Source organism: Robbsia sp. KACC 23696 (assembly GCF_039852015.1).
GTDB lineage: Bacteria > Pseudomonadota > Gammaproteobacteria > Burkholderiales > Burkholderiaceae > Robbsia.
In genome coordinates, this window is record NZ_CP156627.1 from 132908 (window position 1) to 150977 (window position 18070).

Genomic DNA, 18070 nt, shown 5'->3' on the forward strand with positions numbered 1-18070 from the left:
TGCAGCTTCGCGGCTTAACGCCCTTCCTCGCGACGCCGGCTTCCCAGCACCGCTAGCGCAAGGGCACCCACGCCGAGTGCCGCGATGGCGATCCATAACGCCATCGCGAAGGATCCCGTATGCGCCGCGATAGGCGCCGCCACCAGCGGACCTACAATCTGCCCCAATCCATAGGAGCCGGTTGCATAGCCCATCAACCCGGCCGCCGCGTCGCCATGCAATCGACGTGCCTCTCGCATCCCAAATAAAGTGATCGCCGTAAACGGCAAACCCAGCAAGAGGCTGCCAACGCCGAGACCCAGGGCCGTTGGAAACACAATCCCCAGCAAGATACCCAAGCCTTGAATGAGATAACTCCCGGCCAATAGAAGCCGGTTATCCCACGACAAAGGACAGCGCGAAGCGAGCAGCGCACCGACGATCAGCGCCATCCCGAAAATTGGCCAAAACAAATCCGGCCAGGGTGATCCCGGCAAGGCCTGACGCGCGATCACCGGCAGGAACGTGGCGGTAATGATGTAGCCGAAACCGGCCAGACCGTACAACAGAATCAGCCACGCAGCGTCCGCCCGCACGGTCATCGCACTCGCCGTCGCTTGGCGCACCGGATTCACGGCCGCCTGCGCGTGCGGCACGGATGGCGATACCGCGCTAAACGCCTTCCCTACCAGCGCAGAGGCCAACGCGGCGCATAGCGCAAAGCCCACCCACACCGTGGGCGCCGATACCTGTGCCGACGCGGCAGCTGCACCCAGCAGGCCTGTCGCGACGATACCGAGACCTGGCCCGGTATAGATCACTCCGCTCCACCGATGCGCATTCAGTTCGCTCAGCCGCTTGAGGCCCCACTGCGAGGCGAAAACGAAGGTACAGGCACTGACGGCTCCCGCGATGAAGCGAATCACGACCCAGGCCCAAAATTGATGAACGAGGCCCATCGCCAACATCAAGGCCACCGTCGACGCCAGTCCGTAGCGCACCATTCGGTGGTGAGCCAGGCGTATCGCGGCGCACGACAAGGCGCCCACCAGATAACCGGCGTAATTGCTCGATGCGAGCCAGCCGCCTTCCCGGATAGTGAGCGCGCCACTCTTCAGCATCAACGGCAGCAAGGGCGTAAACGCGAAACGACCGATACCCAAGGCCACCGCCAGCGCGATCGCACACGCCAGTGCGGTGTCACGCGCCGCATGGATCGACAAGGAGGGAGCCTCCGCACGCGTTGCCATGAATCCACCACCGTAAGGAACATGAATGCATTCTAGCTTGACCATCACATCCCGAAAAATGAATAATGGAGATACTATGAATCTCAAAATGTGATCATGGACTTATCGGCTTTGACGATTTTCCGGGCGGTCGTCCGGGAAAACGGCGTGACGCGGGCGGCCGCGAAGCTCAATCGCGTGCAATCGAACGTGACGACGCGGATCCGGCAACTCGAAGAAACGCTCGGAACCGATCTTTTCGTTCGGGAAGGGCGCCGACTCATACTGACGCCGGCCGGCGAGACGCTGTTGCCTTATGCGGAGCGGCTGCTCGCGCTCGCGGACGAAGCGCGGAATGCGGTGACCGAGAATCGGCCGCAAGGGCGATTACGATTGGGCACGATGGAGAGCACGGCTGCGCGTCGGCTGCCCCGGGTTCTCGCGCGCTATCACCAGCGCTGGCCCGAAGTCGAATTGGAATTGGCGCAAGGCATTACCCGTGCATTGATCGACAGCGTGCGGGCATTCGAATTGGACGCGGCGCTGATTGCCCGCCCCATCGAGCCCGATGCCTTGCCGGTCGAGCACTTCGAATCGGTGCCCGTCTTTCGTGAAGAACTGGTGCTGCTGACGCCGAGTGGACGGCAGCCGCTCGAGCCGACGCGCAACGGGGTCGGACCGACACTGGTGGCATTCGAGCGCGGCTGCGCCTATCGCTCCTACGCCATACGCTGGTTCGAATTGCAGGGAATCCGCCCGGCAAGAGTGCTGGAGCTGGGCTCCTATCATCCGATCGTCGCCTGCGTCGCCGCTGGCGCGGGCGTGGCGATCGCCCCCCGCTCGGTGCTGGAACTGTCTTCGCTCGATGGGGAGGTCGACTTGCATCCGATCGGTGCGCTGGGGCGGGTGGATACCTTGCTGATTTGGCGTAAAGGGCAATCTTCCGCATCGCTGAACGCGTTGCGGGATCTTCTGCAAGGAGAAACGGCTTCGACCCAGCCATTCTGAAAAGCGTACTACTGCGCTTGCCCTGCCGCGGCGGCGTTCACCAATCGACTAAGCTCGTTTGCGCGCCGGGCGTTATCGGTCAGTCCGCTAAACGTCCGCGTGATGAACGCGCTGGGAAGGCCGTCCATGCACGCTTGGACCACACGCATGCCGGTCGCCATCGTCTGATGATGTTCTCCCCCGGTCCCGTTGATCGCTATCTGATACGCTTCGAAGCCTTTCGCTTTGACGGCATCGACGTAGGCGGTCTGCGTATTGAACGGCACATTACTGTCGGACGTCGAGCTTACCGCAAACAGACGGAAGCCCGGCATCGGCTTGATGTCGTCGATATGATCGATCGGATCCCAGACGTTTTGAAAAGACGTGCCTGTCGCATCGACGCTCTGTCCTTTCATCTGGGCGCGTAATTTGACATTCAATACGCCGGACGTCGGCACCGCGCACAATACGTCGCTGCGTTCGGCGATCAGGGCGCCGACTAGACCGCCCCCGCCGCTTTGACCGATCAGCGCCACTTCTTTTATGTGGAACCGCTGCTTCAGCTTATCGATCGCCGCATTGACTACCTGCGTCTCATAATGCTGGCGCCGTTTGTTCTGATCACCACTCGATCCATCGGTGCCAGGCCGAGCCAAAAGGACCCAGGCGAGGTGGTCTCGCGATTGTTCTTGTGCCGCCTCGTCGTAAAGATCCTGCGGCGTTCGCTTCGCATAACGGGCCCCCGCGGCATGCCCCGAGATCCAATCTCCTTCCATCGCGATAATCGCACGCTGGGCTTTCCCTTCTGCGAAATCACTGGAAGGATAGTATTTAATGCACTCGCCGAACCCCTCCCCCTGCACCCACACCGTATCGCGCTTTTGGGAACAGGCCTCCTCAGTGGAGGTGGATCCGGACATTAACTCCGATGCGCTGAACGGCTCGTTCAAACCGTAGTTCTTAACCTGCGTGGCGCAGCCACTCAATAGCATGATCGCTAGGAAACCGCCATGGACAAACGCCTTCAACGAATCACTCCTTTTATAATTTTTTTTCTGAAACATTCCGCGCGCGATTCGGCATCGCGACCGCCGCGCGCGCCAATCATACCGAATATCCACGATGCGATAGTCAATGAAAGCATAGGGTATTTTCTCGCGCCGTGACACAAAGAAATGCGCAGGAAAGCGGCATCTCAAAAAGACGATTTAATCGACGGCGTCGCTCGGAAAGGCGGCGCTTGTGGATTTTATCGCGTCCATTTTGTTACAACACCGCAACAGCGGTAGAATTCGCCTTCGACACCGTCCACTGTAGTATTCTTAGCGCCAGCATATAAGGCGGTGACAGGCATGATTCGCTCAGGTGCGATTGCAGAAAAACAGACGTTCCCGCTCGATGTATTGGCCGAATCCGAGCTTTCGCGTTCCGGCTTTCGCTTACGATTTCCCGACGCGCTAGAAACCCGATACTGGCGTGATATCGCCGCCGAACGCCTCCGCGACCTTCGCTTCATTGCCATTTGGGGCGTTGCCGGCTATCTATTTTTCGGCATATTGCTGAACCTGTTTGTCGTCCAGGATCCCAACTGGGGAGGCGTCGCGATCCAGCTGTGCGGTGCCAGCCTTCTGGTGCTTGCGATAAGCAACCTCGCCTTGCGCGACAGGGTTGCCGTCACCGCGCGTGAAATCGCGCTTCTCGTCTGCTGCCTGGCATGCAGTCTGGGGGCGATCCTGGTCGTCTCGTGCAAACCTGGCCCAGTGACCTTACGCGATTTTCTGCTCTCGATATCCCCCGCCAGTTTCGTCTTGATATTCGTGCGCCTCCGCTTTCACCAAGCGACGGCATTTTTCCTGATCAATATCGCGGTCTATGCACTGGCGGTGTTCAGCCGGCAGGAAATAAGCCATGACGACGCTACCTTTCTGATCGGCTTTATGACGACGCTGCTGATTCCCGCGCTAATCGGTAGCCACGGTTTCGAGCGCGCTTTGCGTCGGATTTATCTGCATCGCTTGTTGGAGCAGTTACGCAACGACACGCTTGCGGCACAGAACGTCACCCTCACCGGCCTCTCCTACACGGACCCGCTGACCCGCATCGCCAACCGGCGCAAGCTCGACGAAGCGCTGTCTGAGCTGGTGATGCAGCCCGGCGCAACGGGCACCATGTTGCTTGTCGATATCGATTGGTTCAAGGCATTCAACGATCGATATGGTCATCTTGCCGGCGACGCCTGCCTCTGTCATGTTGCGGCCTGCCTGTCGTCACATTTACGCGGCGCCGATCTGCTGGCGCGCTTCGGCGGCGAGGAGTTCGCGATCTTGCTGGCGGAATCGAATGTCGTGGATGCCACGGAAACGGCGGAGCAGTTGCGCGAAGCGGTGCAGAATTTGCACTTTGTCGTGCGAGATCAGCACGTGAATGTGACGATCAGCATCGGCGTCGCGGTCCATCACGGCATGAGCACATCGGACGCGCTGATCGGCGCCGCCGACAAGGCGTTGTATGCGGCAAAACACGCCGGGCGCAATCGAGTGAGCATCGCCGGCGCCGAAGTCGAGTTATTGGGACGCCGCGTCGGCTAGAAGCGGCACGCTGAAAAGCGCGGTCTCGACACGCACTTTCCATCCTGAAAAACGTATTCCGAGACGCGCGGCGGTGGCTCGAGCCGCCTTTTGCGCTTAGAACGGCCAGTTCAGACCGAAGCGACAAACTGCGCTAATTCAGCGCCCGTCCGCAAAATGCGCGTCTCTCGCGGAAAGTGCGCAACGATCGTTGCATGCGCGGCGCGGCTGCTCGAACCCCGACGCGTGCCATAGCTTTCAGCCCATTGCACCAAAGCGGCGAGGCCCGCGTCCGTGCCGCCGCGACGGACACCCCGTTGCCGGATGTTCGTGACGCACTCGTCCTCAGAGAGGTCCAACCAGATCAGCGCGGTCGCACTCGCTAACGCGACATCGACGAGCCAGCCGTAAATCCCTTCGATGACCCATGCCTCGCCGCTGGCGAGGTCTTGGACTTGCTGCAATGCCTCGGTGCGGTCGCGCGCGACGTTGAAACCGCCGGGCATCCAATGGATCAAATCGAGATCCACCCACGCTGTGGAGAGCCGCGCGGCCAGTCGCGCCGCGAGCCAACTCTTTCCGGACCCGGCATTGCCAATAATGATGGTACGGCGCAGATCGATGGACATCGGATTCGGCAATGAACGGGATGCACGGCATTATGCGACAAGTTCCTGCCGTGGGATGCGCGCCGCGACAGGCTTTATCGATGCGATACAATCCATCGCCGTATCACGCGACGGCATCGACCTGCCGCTGGCCATGGATGGAGCATCACCAATGAAGTTGTTTTCAAGAATCGTCGTCGTGCTGTTGCCGATCGCCCTATCGGCATGCGCCTGGACGAGCGGCTGGACCGGTACCCCGCATTACACGCTCATCACGCCGATGGCATCGGCCGCCAATACGGCGAAAACGGCTGATTTCGCGCTCAATATCCTTCCAATCGGCATTCCCGCCCCGATGGAGAGCACGAATATGGTCATCCGCCGTGGTCCGACGCAAACGGAAGTGCTGCAATCGGCACATTGGAGCGCGACGTTCAGCGAGGAACTTCGTGCAGCCGTCTCCCTGCAGCTTGCAAACACCTTGCGCGCGCAGGACATCGCGGGTCTGCAAACGTCTCCGTGGAATCGCGTCGTCGACGTGAAACTGCAGATTCGGCGGTTCGACAGCTGGCTCGGCCACTCGGTCGCGATCGACGCCGCGTGGAGCGCCACGATGACAAAGGACGGTGCGAAAAATCCGCTTCTGATCTGCAGCGAGACCATCGAACAGCCCGCTCCTGGCGGCCTGAGCAATCTGGTTGGCGCACAACAGGCGGCCGTCCAAGCGCTGAGCGCGAAAATGGGTGCCGAGATTCAGGCCTGGATCACCACCGGACGCAACGACTGCGTCAACTGAAACGCGCCCCGCGCGTCGCGCGCTGCAGCGCCGCTTCGCCTCGCCTTTCCCCAATAACAACGCGTGAACTAGACCGTTTGGCCAGGTCTGGCACGCGCGCCCCATTTACTGTATATTTATACAGTATTGGAGCACCAACTGGGAGGCGAAGATGGAACACCTTATTCGAGTCGTCAACGAACGAGACCGTCAATTGCTGGAGTGGCTGCGAGAACAGGTCGGTGACAAGCGGCTGGAAGCGGCCGCTTATCGCCTCGGTTCGGACGATCGCCCGAAACCGTACGTCTCCGCGGTGTGCCGTTACCTCGGACTGAAACCGCCCGCTTTACGCGCCTTGCCCGCGCAGCGGGCCCGTTACGCGGTCGCCGACCACTATCTGGCCGTCATGCGGGAGAGTCTCGGGCGAAAACCTGTCTCTTAGCCCGCCGCAACGGCGGCGGCAGGCGTCTCCGTGAGCGAGGACAGGGCGACGGCCGGTGGAGCGGACGTTTCGTCCATCGGCTTCAGCCGTGCCATCGATATGGCGCAGCGATAACCTCCCGCGCCGAATCCGTAGGAAGGATGGATGCCTTCGCGTGCGAAGCCCAGCGATTCGTACAGTCGGATCGCCGCGACATGGGCTTCCCAGACGGTAATTTCCAGTCGGGACAGCGCGAGCCACTGATCCGACCATTCGATCGCCTTGGTCAGTAAAGCGCGACCGATGCCCTTGCGCCGGTAGTCACGGCGTACGCATAGTCCGATGGACCCGACGTGGCGTCGCATCGGCTGAAAACTGTCATTGCCGATCTCGATAAAGGCCACCAACTCGTTGCTGTTCGAGCGTTGCGCCACGATGAACAGACCGAGGCCTTCCGCCCGCTTGATCTTATTGCGCCACCATTCGGTGGACGGCAATAAAGGGCAGGCATAGCCCCAAGCGGCCTCGTCATCGGCGGTCAGGACGCGTAACGCGTCCGCGTCGGCCGGATCGGCCCTACGCAAGAAGTACATGCTGTCTCCCAACAACGTGATAACCGTGCTGAGTGTAGTACCCGACGATCACAGTTCCCGCGTTGACGAGAAAGTTCGGCGATTCGGCCTATATCTCGGTGCAACTTCCGCAGCCGATGGAAGGTCATTCGCCGTAGGCGAGCGGCCGAAGCCCCAAATTGCCGCGCAGCGTCTTAGCCTCGTACTCGGTCCGGAACAGGCCACGGCGACGCAATTCCGGCAGGATGAAGGTGCTGAGGTCGTCCATACCGCCCGGCATAATGGGCGGGCAGATATTAAAACCGTCCGCCGCGCCGGCTCGGAACCATGTTTCCATGTGATCGACGATGTCCTCGGCCGTCCCCAACACATAGCCCCCGCTATTCCCAGCCGCCATATGTTTGTACATTTCGCGAATCGACATCTGCTTTTCCTTCGCCAATGCGATCAGATTCTCCCCGAGGCTTTTCGTGCCGCGCGGCTGAACCTCGGGAAACGGCGCATCGAGATCGTAAGCGCTCAAATCACCGAACGCGTTATACAGCAACGATAGCCCCATCAGCGGATCGATCAGGTCCTGCAACTGGTCGAATTTCGCCTGCGCCTCTTCGCGCGTCTTGCCGACATAGATCGTGAGACCCGGCATGATCAAGAGATCCTCGGGGCGTCGACCGTATTTTTCGAGACGCGCCTTGACGTCGTCGTAATACGCCTTCGCCTTCGTCAGGCTGAAGCCGCTGCTATAGATGACATCGGCGCTCTTCGCGGCGATCTCCCGTCCTTGCTCGGACGCGCCGGCCTGCACGATGATCGGTCGTCCCTGCGGCGTCCACGCCGAATTCAGCGGACCACGTACCTTGAAGTGAGGGCCTTTGTGATGCGGCGTGTGCAGCTTCGCACTGTCATAGAACACGCCGCTCGCCTTGTCGCGTACGAAAGCGTCGGGTTCCCAACTGCTCCATAGCGCCTTGACCACGTCGACGAATTCGGCGGCCCGGTCGTAGCGCTCGTCATAGCCCAGATGGGTATCGCGCCCGAAGTTCCATGCTTCCTGCTCGGACCACGACGTCACCACATTCCATCCCGCCCGGCCCTTGCTGATATGGTCGAGCGACGCATATTTGCGCGCGATGTGAAACGGTTCGTTATAGGTGGTCGACGCGGTTGCCACCAAACCGATTCGTTCCGTGCAGGCGGCCAATGCGCCCAGCAGCGTCAGCGGCTCGAGCTCGGCATTCTTCATGTCACGCGCCAGCGAGCCTGGCGGGTCGTCGTTCGAGCGCACGCCCAAACCGTCGGCGAAGAACACCATATCCAAGGCCTCCGCTTCGGCTCGCTTTGCGCTGTCGAGGAAGTATTCGAACTGGATGGCGCCGTCGCTCGGCACATCGGGATGCCGCCACGCCGCAATGTGGTAACCCAGATAGCGAATCGACAAACCGATCCGCATCGTTTTCGTCTCTGTCATCTGCTGCCCCACTGAGAAAAAGACAAGCCATTCATGGCCGAAAAATGCCTGCCACTCATTTCAAGACCGTCGATAGAAACCGCTGAAGCCGATCCGATTTCGGCGCAGTGAAAATGTCCGATGCCGCGCCTTGCTCGATGATTTCGCCACCGTCCATGAAGACCACCCGATCCGCCACCTGATGTGCAAACTCCATTTCGTGGGTGACCACGACCATCGTCGTCCCTGCCGCCGCCAAACCCTTCATGACGTCCAGCACTTCGTGCACGATCTCGGGATCGAGCGCACTGGTCGGTTCGTCGAAAAGCACCATTTCGGGCTCCATTGCCAGCGCACGCGCAATCGCCACCCGCTGCTTCTGGCCGCCGGACAATGCCGAGGGATAGTGATGAATCTTGTCGCCGAGACCCACTTGCCGCAGCAGCGCAATGCCCCGTTCTTCTACCTCCCGCAGAGGCTTGCGTCCGACAATGCGCGGCCCCGACAACACGTTTTGCAACGCGGTGTAATGTGGGAACAGATTGAAAGCCTGGAATACCATGCCGAAATGCCGCCGCTCGCGATCCATCTCCCCTTTGCGTTTGCGGAACAGTTTTCCACGACGCTCCTCCGCGCCGATCATCTGTCCGCGAAACGTCATACGTCCGGCATCGATCAATTCGAGCATATTGATACAGCGCAGCAACGTGCTTTTGCCGGAACCCGACGGTCCGATGATGGCCACCACCTCGTTACGCTTGACCGAGAAATCCACGCCCTTCAACGCAACGAAGTCGCCATAGCGTTTCACCACATCGCGCATTGTCAGAAGCGCTTCGTCGGCGGGTTTCGCCGCAACGGCCGAGGCGGTTTCCTGGCCTGCCTCGGAGATTGGGAAGTCGAATGCATTCATCGGCTGAACCCCTTGCCGAACCGCTTCTCGAGCATGCTTTGAAACAACATGGCCAGCGACGTCAAAACGAGATACCAGATACACGCGACGGTCAGCAGCGGAATCGTCTCGAAATTCGTCGAATAGATCTGCTGCACCGTTGTGAGCAGCTCCACATAGCCGATCACCGTCACCAAGGAGGTATTCTTGAACATCGTGATCAACTCGTTCGACAACGGGGGAATGATCACGCGCACGGCCTGCGGGATGACGATGTGCAGCATCATCGCCAGATCGCTCATGCCGATCGCCTTTGCCGCCTCACGCTGACCGCGATCGATCGAGACCAGACCGCTGCGGAAGATCTCCGCGCTATAGCCTCCGAGGTAGAGTGACAAGCCGAGCACCGCGGCACTGTAGCGCGAGATCAACGTCGTCGTGCTGATATCGATCAACGGCGTATCGGTAAAGGGCAACGGGATATAAACACGCGGCACCAAGGCCGACAGGAAGAAGAGAAACAGCAGCATCACCAAGGTCGGCGTCGCACGGATGACCCAGATATAGCAATAGCCGAACGCCTGGAGCGCCCGGTTGCTTGCCATACGACATGCCGCAACGAGGCAACCCAAGCAGAGTCCCAACGCGCTCGACAAAATCGTCAGAACGATCGTGTGCTCGAGTCCTTCCAGCACGCGCTTGTGGAACAGGTATTTCCACACGATCGGCCATTCCCAACGCGGATTCTGTACGACGAGCAAATACGCCAGGATGAGCGCGACCACGAATAGGCCATTCCAGACATAGTCGATTACGCGACGACGATCATGGATCACTGGCGCGGCATCGGTGCGCACCCTCGCCGCATCGTGTAAGCGTTGGCCGTCCGGGGAATCCCGTCCGTCTTTCGGTATGACCATAGAAAAAGCGTCGGCTTTTGTGGGCATAGGAACGTCCAATAAAGCGTGAAGTGGATCGATCGGCCCGCGGATGGCGTGTCGATCGATACCAGAGGCGCGGGGTTCATCGCCCGATCCGCGATAGCGTCGCGACCGGGCGCCGTACCCTATTTCGCGCCGTTGATGGTGAACCCTGGAATCGCGTCTTTTTCAGAGAGACCCCATTTCTGCATCAACTTCGCGTAGATGCCATCCTTCTGCAATTCCAGGAAAGCAGCTTGAAACGCCATCGCGAGTTTCCTGCCCTTCTCGTCGTTCGGAAACCCCACGCCATACGGCGCGATGTATTCCGAATACGCGATCTTGTAGCGATCCGGGAATTTGCTGGCGTTATAGCTTGCCACCGGTGAATCGATCCATGCGGCATTGCTGCTGTCGTTCCCGATCGCCAGTAGCGTCATATTCGTGTCCGGATAGGTCGTCGACACGATCGGCTTCTTTCCGGCCGCGACACATTTCTCCGACAGCTTTTCCGCCATCTGGACGGTAGCCGTGCCACGCGGAATCGCAACGTTCAAACCGCACAGCGAATCCAGATTCTGAATCGACAGCGTCGAACCCGGTTTGATCACCACGGTCTCGCTGATATTCAAATAGTCGATCAGCGTCATCATCTTTTGCCGCGACGGAAAGTCGGCGAGCGACAGAATGAAGTCGAAACGTTTGGCCTGCAGTCCCGGCTGCAGCGCATCGAACGACGTCTGTTGGAAGTCGATCTTCAGCCCCAGCTTTTTCGCGGCTGCTTTTACGAGATCAGGAATCAAGCCTGTCAGATTACCGTCGTCATCGATGAATTTCACCGGCGCCACATCGGGATTCACGCCGGTGGTGAGCATTGCACCGGGTTTCTGATATTCAAGCGGCAACATTTTGACCAAGGACGGCGACGGCTTGATTGCATCGATATCGACGGCTGGCGCCGCAGCGGCCTGAAACGCGTGCGTCGCGAGCGCGAAAGCCACACAGTGCAAGGTGCGAGACAGGACTTGGCGGGGAGAAATGCGGGACTTCACAGGGCGGTTCCTTAAAACGGCAGCGCGGCGCCGGAGTGGGAAGAAAGTCGAAACGCTCGCGCAACCATTCGGCGCGGCAAAAACGAGGGGGTGGAGAAGCCCGAAGACCACTGCACGACCCGCTCACAAAAAGCATCGACTCCGATTCGATTGACGACCGACATCGACCCGATTCTTTTTCGACATATAGCGAGGGTCAAATTCTTTCTTTTTCGACCGGTATAACCGGTGTGCATGTCGATCCGGTAAAGTGCGATATGTTCATGTCTTCCGCAGACCCTCATGCCCGCACCATCGCCCCGCCCCATCATCGTCGTCGCGCCAGATTCCTTTAAAGGTTCGCTCGCGGCCGAGGCTGTCGCGCACGCGATCGCCGACGGTATTCGAAGCGTGCTGCCCGACGCCGAGGTGCGGGAATGCCCGATGGCCGACGGCGGCGAAGGCAGTCTCGACGCGATCATGCATCAAGGCGGCGAGCGCATCCCCCTGACGGTCCAGGGCGCGAGCGGCATGCCGCGAACGATCGTCGCGGGTATGACGTCGGATGGCACCGCGATCGTCGAGTCCGCCGATATCGTCGGCATCACCGATCCGATCGGCATGTCGGTGCCGGTGGCTGCGCGCAGCTCGGCAGGGCTGGGCGAGGCGCTATCTCAATTAATGGATCGAGGTGCGGCACGGTGCTTGATCGCACTCGGAGGCACCAGCACGAATGATGGCGGCGCCGGTTTCCTGGCCGCGCTCGGCGTGCGTATGTTCGATTCCGCAGGACGGCGTGTCACGCCGACACTGGAAACACTGCCCGACATCGTTCGCGTCGACGTATCCGGCATCGATTCGAGACTCGCACGATGCGAGATCGTCGGCATGGCGGATGTCGATAACCCCCTCTGCGGCCCACGCGGTGCGACCGCTGTTTTCGGGCCGCAGAAAGGCGTGGAGACCGATAGCGTCACGCGGCATGACGCAGCCATTGAACGGTTTTCAGCGCTGCTGGAAACGGCATTCGGTCACGCGCATGCGGCGTCGCCCGGCGCCGGCGCGGCGGGCGGCCTGGGCTTTGCCATTCGCATGCTGGGTGGCAGCTTGCAATCCGGTGCGGAATTGGTGGCCGAGCAGATCGGGTTGCGCGCGGCGCTGTTCGGCGCCGACTGGTTGATCACCGGCGAAGGCCGGTCCGATACGCAGACGGTCGGCGGCAAGGCACCGTTCGCTGCGGCGGTTTGTGCGCACGCGGCAGGCGTGCCGCCGACGCTCTTGTCCGGTGCCATCGACCGCAGCGCCTTAGCGTTATTGGGGCGACATTTCGCCGGCTGTTTCGCGATTGCCGACGGCCCGATGTCGTTGGAAAGCGCGATCGAGAACGCTGCACTATTGCTGCATAACGCAGCCGCCGAACTGACGCGACTGCGTTTCTACACTGCGTCCTCAGGGCGTCTGTAAGCTGCCATCGCGCAGACGCGTCTGCGTCCAGGTCGTGACCGTATTCGTACAAGGAAAGCGCTTGGCCGCGGCCTCATCGATCGACACGCCCAAGCCGGGCGCCGCGTTCGGATACACATAGCCGTTCCGATATTCCGGCAAGCCCGGAAATACATCGAGCAGCGCCGCATGGGGCCCTTTCAGCTCCTGGATCACGAAGTTGGGCGGCTCGACGCCCGACCACTCCTGGACGCCGAAGTTGCGCGCGGACAAATCGAGATGAATGTTTGCCGCGTGCGCGAAGGGCGACATATCGCCCGGGCCATGCCACGCAGTGCGGACCCCGTACTGCTCGGCAAAGATCTGCAATTTTCGCGTAGGCGTGATACCGCCCAGTTGGCTCGGATGCACGCGAATGAAATCGATCAGTCGCTCGGCAATCAAGGCGCGCCATTCGAACGGATGGTTGAACAGCTCCCCCTGCGCCAGCGGTGTCGTGGTTTTGGCGCGCAGTTGCCGCAGCCATTCTCCATCCTCCAACGGGATGGCGTCCTCCAGGAAAAACAACTGATAGGGCTCCAAGGCGTTCGCGAAACGGATGGCGTCGATGGGCGCGAGGCGTTCGTGCACATCGTGAATCAACTCGACATCGAACCCTACGCGACTTCGCAAACCGTCGAACAACTTCAAGGTGTCGCGCATGTACTGACGGGTATCCAGATAAATGCCGTCCGGCGCCCCATCTGGCGCATAGGCCGGCGCTTTGCCGAAACCGCCACCGCCATAGCCGCCGCTTTGACAACGAATATGCGTCACGCCCTGCTCGCGATACCGCGCGATGGTGTCGCACAAAGCGCTCACATCGCGCCCTTCCGCATGCCGATACACCGGTACCGCTTCGCGGCTTTTGCCGCCGAACAATTGGTATAGCGGCAGGCCGGCTGCCTTGCCCTTGATATCCCATAAAGCCATGTCGACACCGGAGATCGCGTTGTTCTCGATCGGCCCGTTACGCCAATAGCCGTTCTGGTGCATCAGTTGCCATAGGTCTTCGATGGCATGGGCATCGCGACCGATGATCAGCGGACGCAAATACTCCTCGAGCACGCATTTCACCGCGAGATGACGATAGGCAAATGTCGCACAGCCATAACCGACAAGGCCAGGCTGGTTCGTTTCGATTTTCACGACGACGAGGTTGATCCCTTCGGGCGCCGTCAGAATGACCTTCAAGTCCGTAATCAGTGTCGTCATAATCGGTATTCCATTTCGATAAATCGGCGCGCGATACGCACGCCTAGTTTTTTAAGACGAGGCCCGGACTTCCATCGCCCGCTTATCGACGCGGCTCTCGGCGCTACGATTCGGCACCGTCATCATCAGGAAGACCGAGGCGAGCAGCGCCGCTGCCATGAAGATGTAAGACACGGCAGGGCTGCCCGTGGCACTGTTGAGATAGCCGACCAGATAGGCACCCAAAAACGCGCCCAATGCGCCGCAGGCATTCACGAGGCCGATCGCGCCACCCAGCACATTGCTCGGAATCAATTCGGGAATCAGCGCGAAGAACGGCCCGTATGGGGCGTACATCGTCGCACCCGCGATGACCAGCAACGTGAACGACCACCAGAAATGCGTGCTACCCAACAGATAGGAACCGACAAACGCGATGGTCCCGATCAGCAGCAAGGGCCAGACAAAGAGCTTGCGATTGCCGGTCCGATCGGAAAGCCAAGAGGCCAATAACATCAACACGATGGCCGCCAGATAAGGCACAGCCGCAAGCCAGCCGACCGAGACGATATCGATCGTCGAGGCCGCCTTCAAAATCGACGGGAGCCACATGATGAAGCCGTACACGCCGATGCTCCACAGCGCGTGAATGGCGCAGCATTTCAAGACGATCGACGAACGGAAGGCGCCGCGGTAATCGCGTACCGGTGCGATGCCGGTTTGCTCCGAATCGAACCGCGCCTGCAAGCGACGCTTCTCATCGTCGGTCAGCCAGCGCGCATCGGCCGGCCGCTCACTGACGGTGAACCACCAAATGACCGCCCAGACCAATGCCGGCAGCCCTTCGAGGACGAACATATGACGCCAGCCGAAGCTGTGCACGAGATAGCCCGACACGACCGACATCCATAACACGGTGACGGGATTTCCCAGAATCAGGAAGGTATTGGCGCGCGATCGCTCCGTCTTCGTAAACCAGCGACTGATATACATCAGCATCGACGGCATGACAGCGGCCTCCACCAAGCCGAGAACGAAGCGGAGCACCATCAGCGTCGGAATGTTGCTGACCATGCCGGTCGCGGCCGCGCAGAGCCCCCACAGCACGAGGCTGCAGAAGATCAACTTCCGCACGCTGTTACGCTGCGCATAGATCGCACCGGGAACCTGGAACAAGCAATATCCCAAAAAGAACAAGGCACCGATCAACGACGACGTCGCGGCACTGATGCCGAGATCGGTATTGATGCCGGCTGCAGCGGCGAATCCGTAATTGGCGCGGTCGAGATAGGCCAGGCTGTAGGTGATGAAGATCACCGGCATCAGGTACCACCACCTGCGGGTGGCGATAGGTTGCGCATCGTTCATGATCTGTCTCGTCTCCGGTGATTTCGATAGCGCGTAAGCGCTTTCATTTCAGCGTTTTTTAAAACATGTTTACAGCACGGACAACCAGCCGCCATCGACGAAGATGATCTGGCCATTCACATAGCTCGACGCAGCGGACGCCAAATACACGGCTGTTCCGGCCAACTCGTCGGGCTTGCCCCAACGCTGTGACGGATTGCTGCTCTTTACCCAGGCGTCGAAACGCGCATCGTCGATCAGGGGCTTGTTCATATCGGTCAGGATATAGCCGGGCCCGATGGCGTTCGCCTGGATATCGAACGGCCCCCATTCGGCGCTCATCGCGCGGGTCAGCATTTTGATACCGCCCTTCGCCGCCGTGTACGCGCCCACCGTCGGGCGCGCGCCCTCGCTGGTCAATGAGCCGATATTGATGACCTTGCCGCCATTGCCGCGTGCAATCATTCGCCGTGCCGCTTCCTTGCCGACGATAAACGCGCTGGTGAGGTTGGTATCGATCACCCTTTGCCAATCCGCCAGCCCGAGTTCGACCAAGGGCTTGCGGAACTGGATGCCGGCATTGTTGATAAGAATGTCGATTGCCACCTCCGCGTCATCCCATGCCTTGAACGCCGCGGCAACGTCGGTTTCATTGGTCACGTCGAACGCGCGTCCCAATATGTCGAAGCCTTCGCTTTTCAGCGTGGCCACGGCCGGCGCGACGGTTTCCTCACGGGTGCCGTTGATGATGACGCGCGCTCCGGCTTGCGCCAGACCGCGTGCCAGCGAAAAGCCGATTCCGCGAGCCGAACCCGTTATCAACGCCGTGCGACCGGTCAAATCGAATAAGCTGCTCATGGTGCGTTTCCTTGATGTCGTGAGTGGGCGGTATCGCGTGACGATCCGCGCTTAGGTGGCAACAGCCGCATTTTTTAAGATCGCTTCGCGGTCCGCGAAATCGTTTGCGGCGCGGTCGATCAGCTCCAGTGCCGCGCGTTCCGCCGCAGCGGGATTGGCTTGCTCGATGGCCCGACAGAGCGCTTCGTGCATCGGCAACGAGCGCGCAGGGCCCCCTTCGATTTCAGAACTCAAAGCAAAGCTGGTGCGTAATATCGCGGATAAGGCCGTCTGCATCTGCTGAATGAACTGGTTATTGCAGGCTGAAAAGATCGCGCCATGAAACGCGAGGTCCGCCGGCACATACTCGCCGCGTCCCGCCACGGCCGCCGCCATGGCGTCATAAGCGTAACGAAGCGCTCGGCGCTCCATATCGGTGGCGCGCGCCGCTGCCAGCTTGGCGGCTTGCGGTTCGATGATCCGTCGCAACTCCATCAAATCCCGAATCAGCACCGTGTCGACAGTGCCCGCTTTCGCGCGCCACGCGATCACGTCAGGATCGAACAACTGCCATCGCGTGCGGGCGGTGACCACGGTGCCGTGCCGACGCCGGACCTCGAGCATCCCTTTGGCAGAAAGCGATTTCACGCTTTCGCGAATCGTGATCCGACTGACGGCCAGCTGCTGCGCCAATTCGGGCTCGGAGGGCAGCACATCCCCCGGCGCAAAGTGGCCGCTGCAAATCTGCTCCCCCAATCGATCGAGAACCTGGCGAAAAACCGTCAACATTGCGCTTTGCCATACGTATGATGTATTGCAAAAGTAACGTATCTCATAATTATTGTTCAATGCGGGGAAACCCTTGCCTCGGCACGATTTCTCCGGCGCGACTATGATGAAATGAACACGCGCGGAGTGGACCGGCGGATCATTGGTCGGGTCCGCGCGCCCACGCACAACAGGAGCAATTCAGTGAAAATCGATTTGAAAGGCAAGACCGCACTGGTCACGGCGTCAACGGGCGGCATTGGATTTGCCATCGCGAAGGGCCTGGCCGAAAGTGGCGCGGCCGTGGTGATCAACGGCCGCAGCGAGGGCTCGGTGGCCAAAGCGCGGGAGAAACTGGCCGCCCTGGTTCCCGGCGCCACGCTCCACGGCGCGGCCGCGGATCTCGCATCGGATGCGGGCGTCGACGCCCTGCTCAAGCAGTTGCCCGCCATCGATATCCTGATCAACAACGCCGGGATCTATGGCCCGAGCGATTTTTTTGAGACGGACGACGCCACGTGGGAGCGCTATTGGCAGACCAATGTGATGAGTGGTATTCGCCTGTCGCGCGCGCTTACGCCCGCGATGGCGAAGCAGTCGTGGGGTCGCGTGGTCTTCATTTCGTCGGAGTCGGCCCGTAACATTCCGGCTGACATGGTGCACTACGGCGTGACGAAGACCGCTCAGTTGTCGCTTTCGCGGGGATTGGCGAAACGCCTCGCCGGCACCGGCGTGACGGTCAATGCAGTACTGCCGGGCCCGACGCTTTCGGACGGCTTCGCCGACATGACGAAGGATGAAGTTGCGCGGACAGGCAAATCGCAAGAAGAAGTCGCTGCGGAATTCGTCATGGCGCACCGCCCTTCGTCGATCATCCAACGCGCCGCCACCGTCGAGGAAGTGGCGAACATGGTGGTCTATGTCAGCTCGGTGCAAGCGTCCGCCACCTCCGGTGCGGCGTTGCGCGTGGACGGCGGCGTCGTCGACGATATCGTTTGAGTTCTGGAAAAA

18 protein-coding genes are annotated in these 18070 nt (G+C 60.2%); 6 read left to right on the top strand and 12 right to left on the bottom strand.

The window, feature by feature from the left end:
* Nucleotides 1–14 precede the first annotated feature (14 nt).
* The gene (locus ABEG21_RS15450) at nt 15–1229 is read right to left on the bottom strand and encodes a YbfB/YjiJ family MFS transporter (RefSeq protein WP_347557532.1); all 1215 of its coding nucleotides are present in this window, start codon (nt 1227–1229) and stop codon (nt 15–17) included.
* A 96-nt stretch (nt 1230–1325) separates the two neighbouring features.
* Between ABEG21_RS15450 and ABEG21_RS15455 the strand changes: the two genes are divergently transcribed.
* Nucleotides 1326–2216 (top strand): LysR substrate-binding domain-containing protein, encoded by an 891-nt coding sequence (locus tag ABEG21_RS15455; protein WP_347557533.1) that lies wholly within the window; start codon nt 1326–1328, stop codon nt 2214–2216.
* 8 nt (nt 2217–2224) lie between these two features.
* On the opposite strand, the gene ABEG21_RS15460 is transcribed toward ABEG21_RS15455, so the two are convergent.
* Nucleotides 2225–3226: a prolyl oligopeptidase family serine peptidase gene (locus ABEG21_RS15460; protein WP_347557534.1), complete on the bottom strand. Its 1002-nt coding sequence runs from the start codon at nt 3224–3226 to the stop codon at nt 2225–2227.
* Nucleotides 3227–3550: 324 nt separating this feature from the next.
* Here ABEG21_RS15460 and ABEG21_RS15465 point away from each other — a divergent pair, with 324 nt between their 5' ends.
* Complete coding sequence (locus ABEG21_RS15465) at nt 3551–4786, top strand: GGDEF domain-containing protein (protein WP_347557535.1); 1236 nt, start codon at nt 3551–3553, stop codon at nt 4784–4786.
* 110 nt (nt 4787–4896) lie between these two features.
* On the opposite strand, the gene ABEG21_RS15470 is transcribed toward ABEG21_RS15465, so the two are convergent.
* Complete coding sequence (locus ABEG21_RS15470; RefSeq protein WP_347557536.1) at nt 4897–5394, bottom strand: adenylate kinase; 498 nt, start codon at nt 5392–5394, stop codon at nt 4897–4899.
* Here ABEG21_RS15470 and ABEG21_RS15475 point away from each other — a divergent pair.
* Together ABEG21_RS15475 and ABEG21_RS15480 are read left to right on the top strand one after the other, a co-directional pair.
* The gene (locus tag ABEG21_RS15475) at nt 5387–6169 is read left to right on the top strand and encodes a PqiC family protein (protein ID WP_347557537.1); all 783 of its coding nucleotides are present in this window, start codon (nt 5387–5389) and stop codon (nt 6167–6169) included. The genes ABEG21_RS15470 and ABEG21_RS15475 overlap by 8 nt on opposite strands.
* A gap of 151 nt (nt 6170–6320) precedes the next feature.
* Nucleotides 6321–6590, top strand: a complete 270-nt coding sequence (locus ABEG21_RS15480; protein WP_347557538.1) for a hypothetical protein — start codon at nt 6321–6323, stop codon at nt 6588–6590.
* On the opposite strand, the gene ABEG21_RS15485 is transcribed toward ABEG21_RS15480, so the two are convergent.
* The 5 genes from ABEG21_RS15485 to ABEG21_RS15505 form a co-directional block, all read right to left on the bottom strand.
* Complete coding sequence (locus ABEG21_RS15485; RefSeq protein WP_347557539.1) at nt 6587–7162, bottom strand: GNAT family N-acetyltransferase; 576 nt, start codon at nt 7160–7162, stop codon at nt 6587–6589. The genes ABEG21_RS15480 and ABEG21_RS15485 overlap by 4 nt on opposite strands.
* A 124-nt stretch (nt 7163–7286) precedes the next feature.
* Nucleotides 7287–8609, bottom strand: a complete 1323-nt coding sequence (locus ABEG21_RS15490) for an LLM class flavin-dependent oxidoreductase (protein WP_347557540.1) — start codon at nt 8607–8609, stop codon at nt 7287–7289.
* Between the two features lie 55 nt (nt 8610–8664).
* Complete coding sequence (locus ABEG21_RS15495; RefSeq protein ID WP_347557541.1) at nt 8665–9501, bottom strand: amino acid ABC transporter ATP-binding protein; 837 nt, start codon at nt 9499–9501, stop codon at nt 8665–8667.
* Nucleotides 9498–10400 carry an amino acid ABC transporter permease gene (locus ABEG21_RS15500; RefSeq protein ID WP_347557542.1) on the bottom strand — a complete coding sequence of 301 codons (903 nt, stop codon included), beginning with the start codon at nt 10398–10400 and terminating at the stop codon, nt 9498–9500. The genes ABEG21_RS15495 and ABEG21_RS15500 overlap by 4 nt, the downstream gene beginning before the upstream one ends.
* Before the next feature lie 146 nt (nt 10401–10546).
* Nucleotides 10547–11452 (bottom strand): ABC transporter substrate-binding protein, encoded by a 906-nt coding sequence (locus ABEG21_RS15505; protein ID WP_347557543.1) that lies wholly within the window; start codon nt 11450–11452, stop codon nt 10547–10549.
* Nucleotides 11453–11734: 282 nt separating this feature from the next.
* On the opposite strand from ABEG21_RS15505, the gene ABEG21_RS15510 reads away from it, so the two are divergent.
* Nucleotides 11735–12895 carry a glycerate kinase gene (locus tag ABEG21_RS15510; protein WP_347557544.1) on the top strand — a complete coding sequence of 387 codons (1161 nt, stop codon included), beginning with the start codon at nt 11735–11737 and terminating at the stop codon, nt 12893–12895.
* Here ABEG21_RS15510 and ABEG21_RS15515 read toward each other — a convergent pair.
* The 4 genes from ABEG21_RS15515 to ABEG21_RS15530 form a co-directional block, all read right to left on the bottom strand.
* Nucleotides 12881–14128, bottom strand: a complete 1248-nt coding sequence (locus tag ABEG21_RS15515; RefSeq protein ID WP_347557545.1) for an enolase C-terminal domain-like protein — start codon at nt 14126–14128, stop codon at nt 12881–12883. The genes ABEG21_RS15510 and ABEG21_RS15515 overlap by 15 nt on opposite strands.
* Nucleotides 14129–14179: 51 nt before the next feature.
* Complete coding sequence (locus ABEG21_RS15520; protein ID WP_347557546.1) at nt 14180–15475, bottom strand: MFS transporter; 1296 nt, start codon at nt 15473–15475, stop codon at nt 14180–14182.
* A gap of 69 nt (nt 15476–15544) precedes the next feature.
* Nucleotides 15545–16312, bottom strand: coding sequence for an SDR family oxidoreductase (locus ABEG21_RS15525; RefSeq protein ID WP_347557547.1), 768 nt, complete (start codon nt 16310–16312; stop codon nt 15545–15547).
* 51 nt (nt 16313–16363) lie between these two features.
* Nucleotides 16364–17080: an FCD domain-containing protein gene (locus tag ABEG21_RS15530; RefSeq protein ID WP_347557548.1), complete on the bottom strand. Its 717-nt coding sequence runs from the start codon at nt 17078–17080 to the stop codon at nt 16364–16366.
* A 183-nt stretch (nt 17081–17263) separates the two neighbouring features.
* Between ABEG21_RS15530 and ABEG21_RS15535 the strand changes: the two genes are divergently transcribed.
* On the top strand, nt 17264–18058 hold the full coding sequence (locus ABEG21_RS15535) for an SDR family NAD(P)-dependent oxidoreductase (protein WP_347557549.1): 795 nt from the start codon (nt 17264–17266) through the stop codon (nt 18056–18058).
* The last annotated feature ends 12 nt before the right edge of the window (nt 18059–18070 follow it).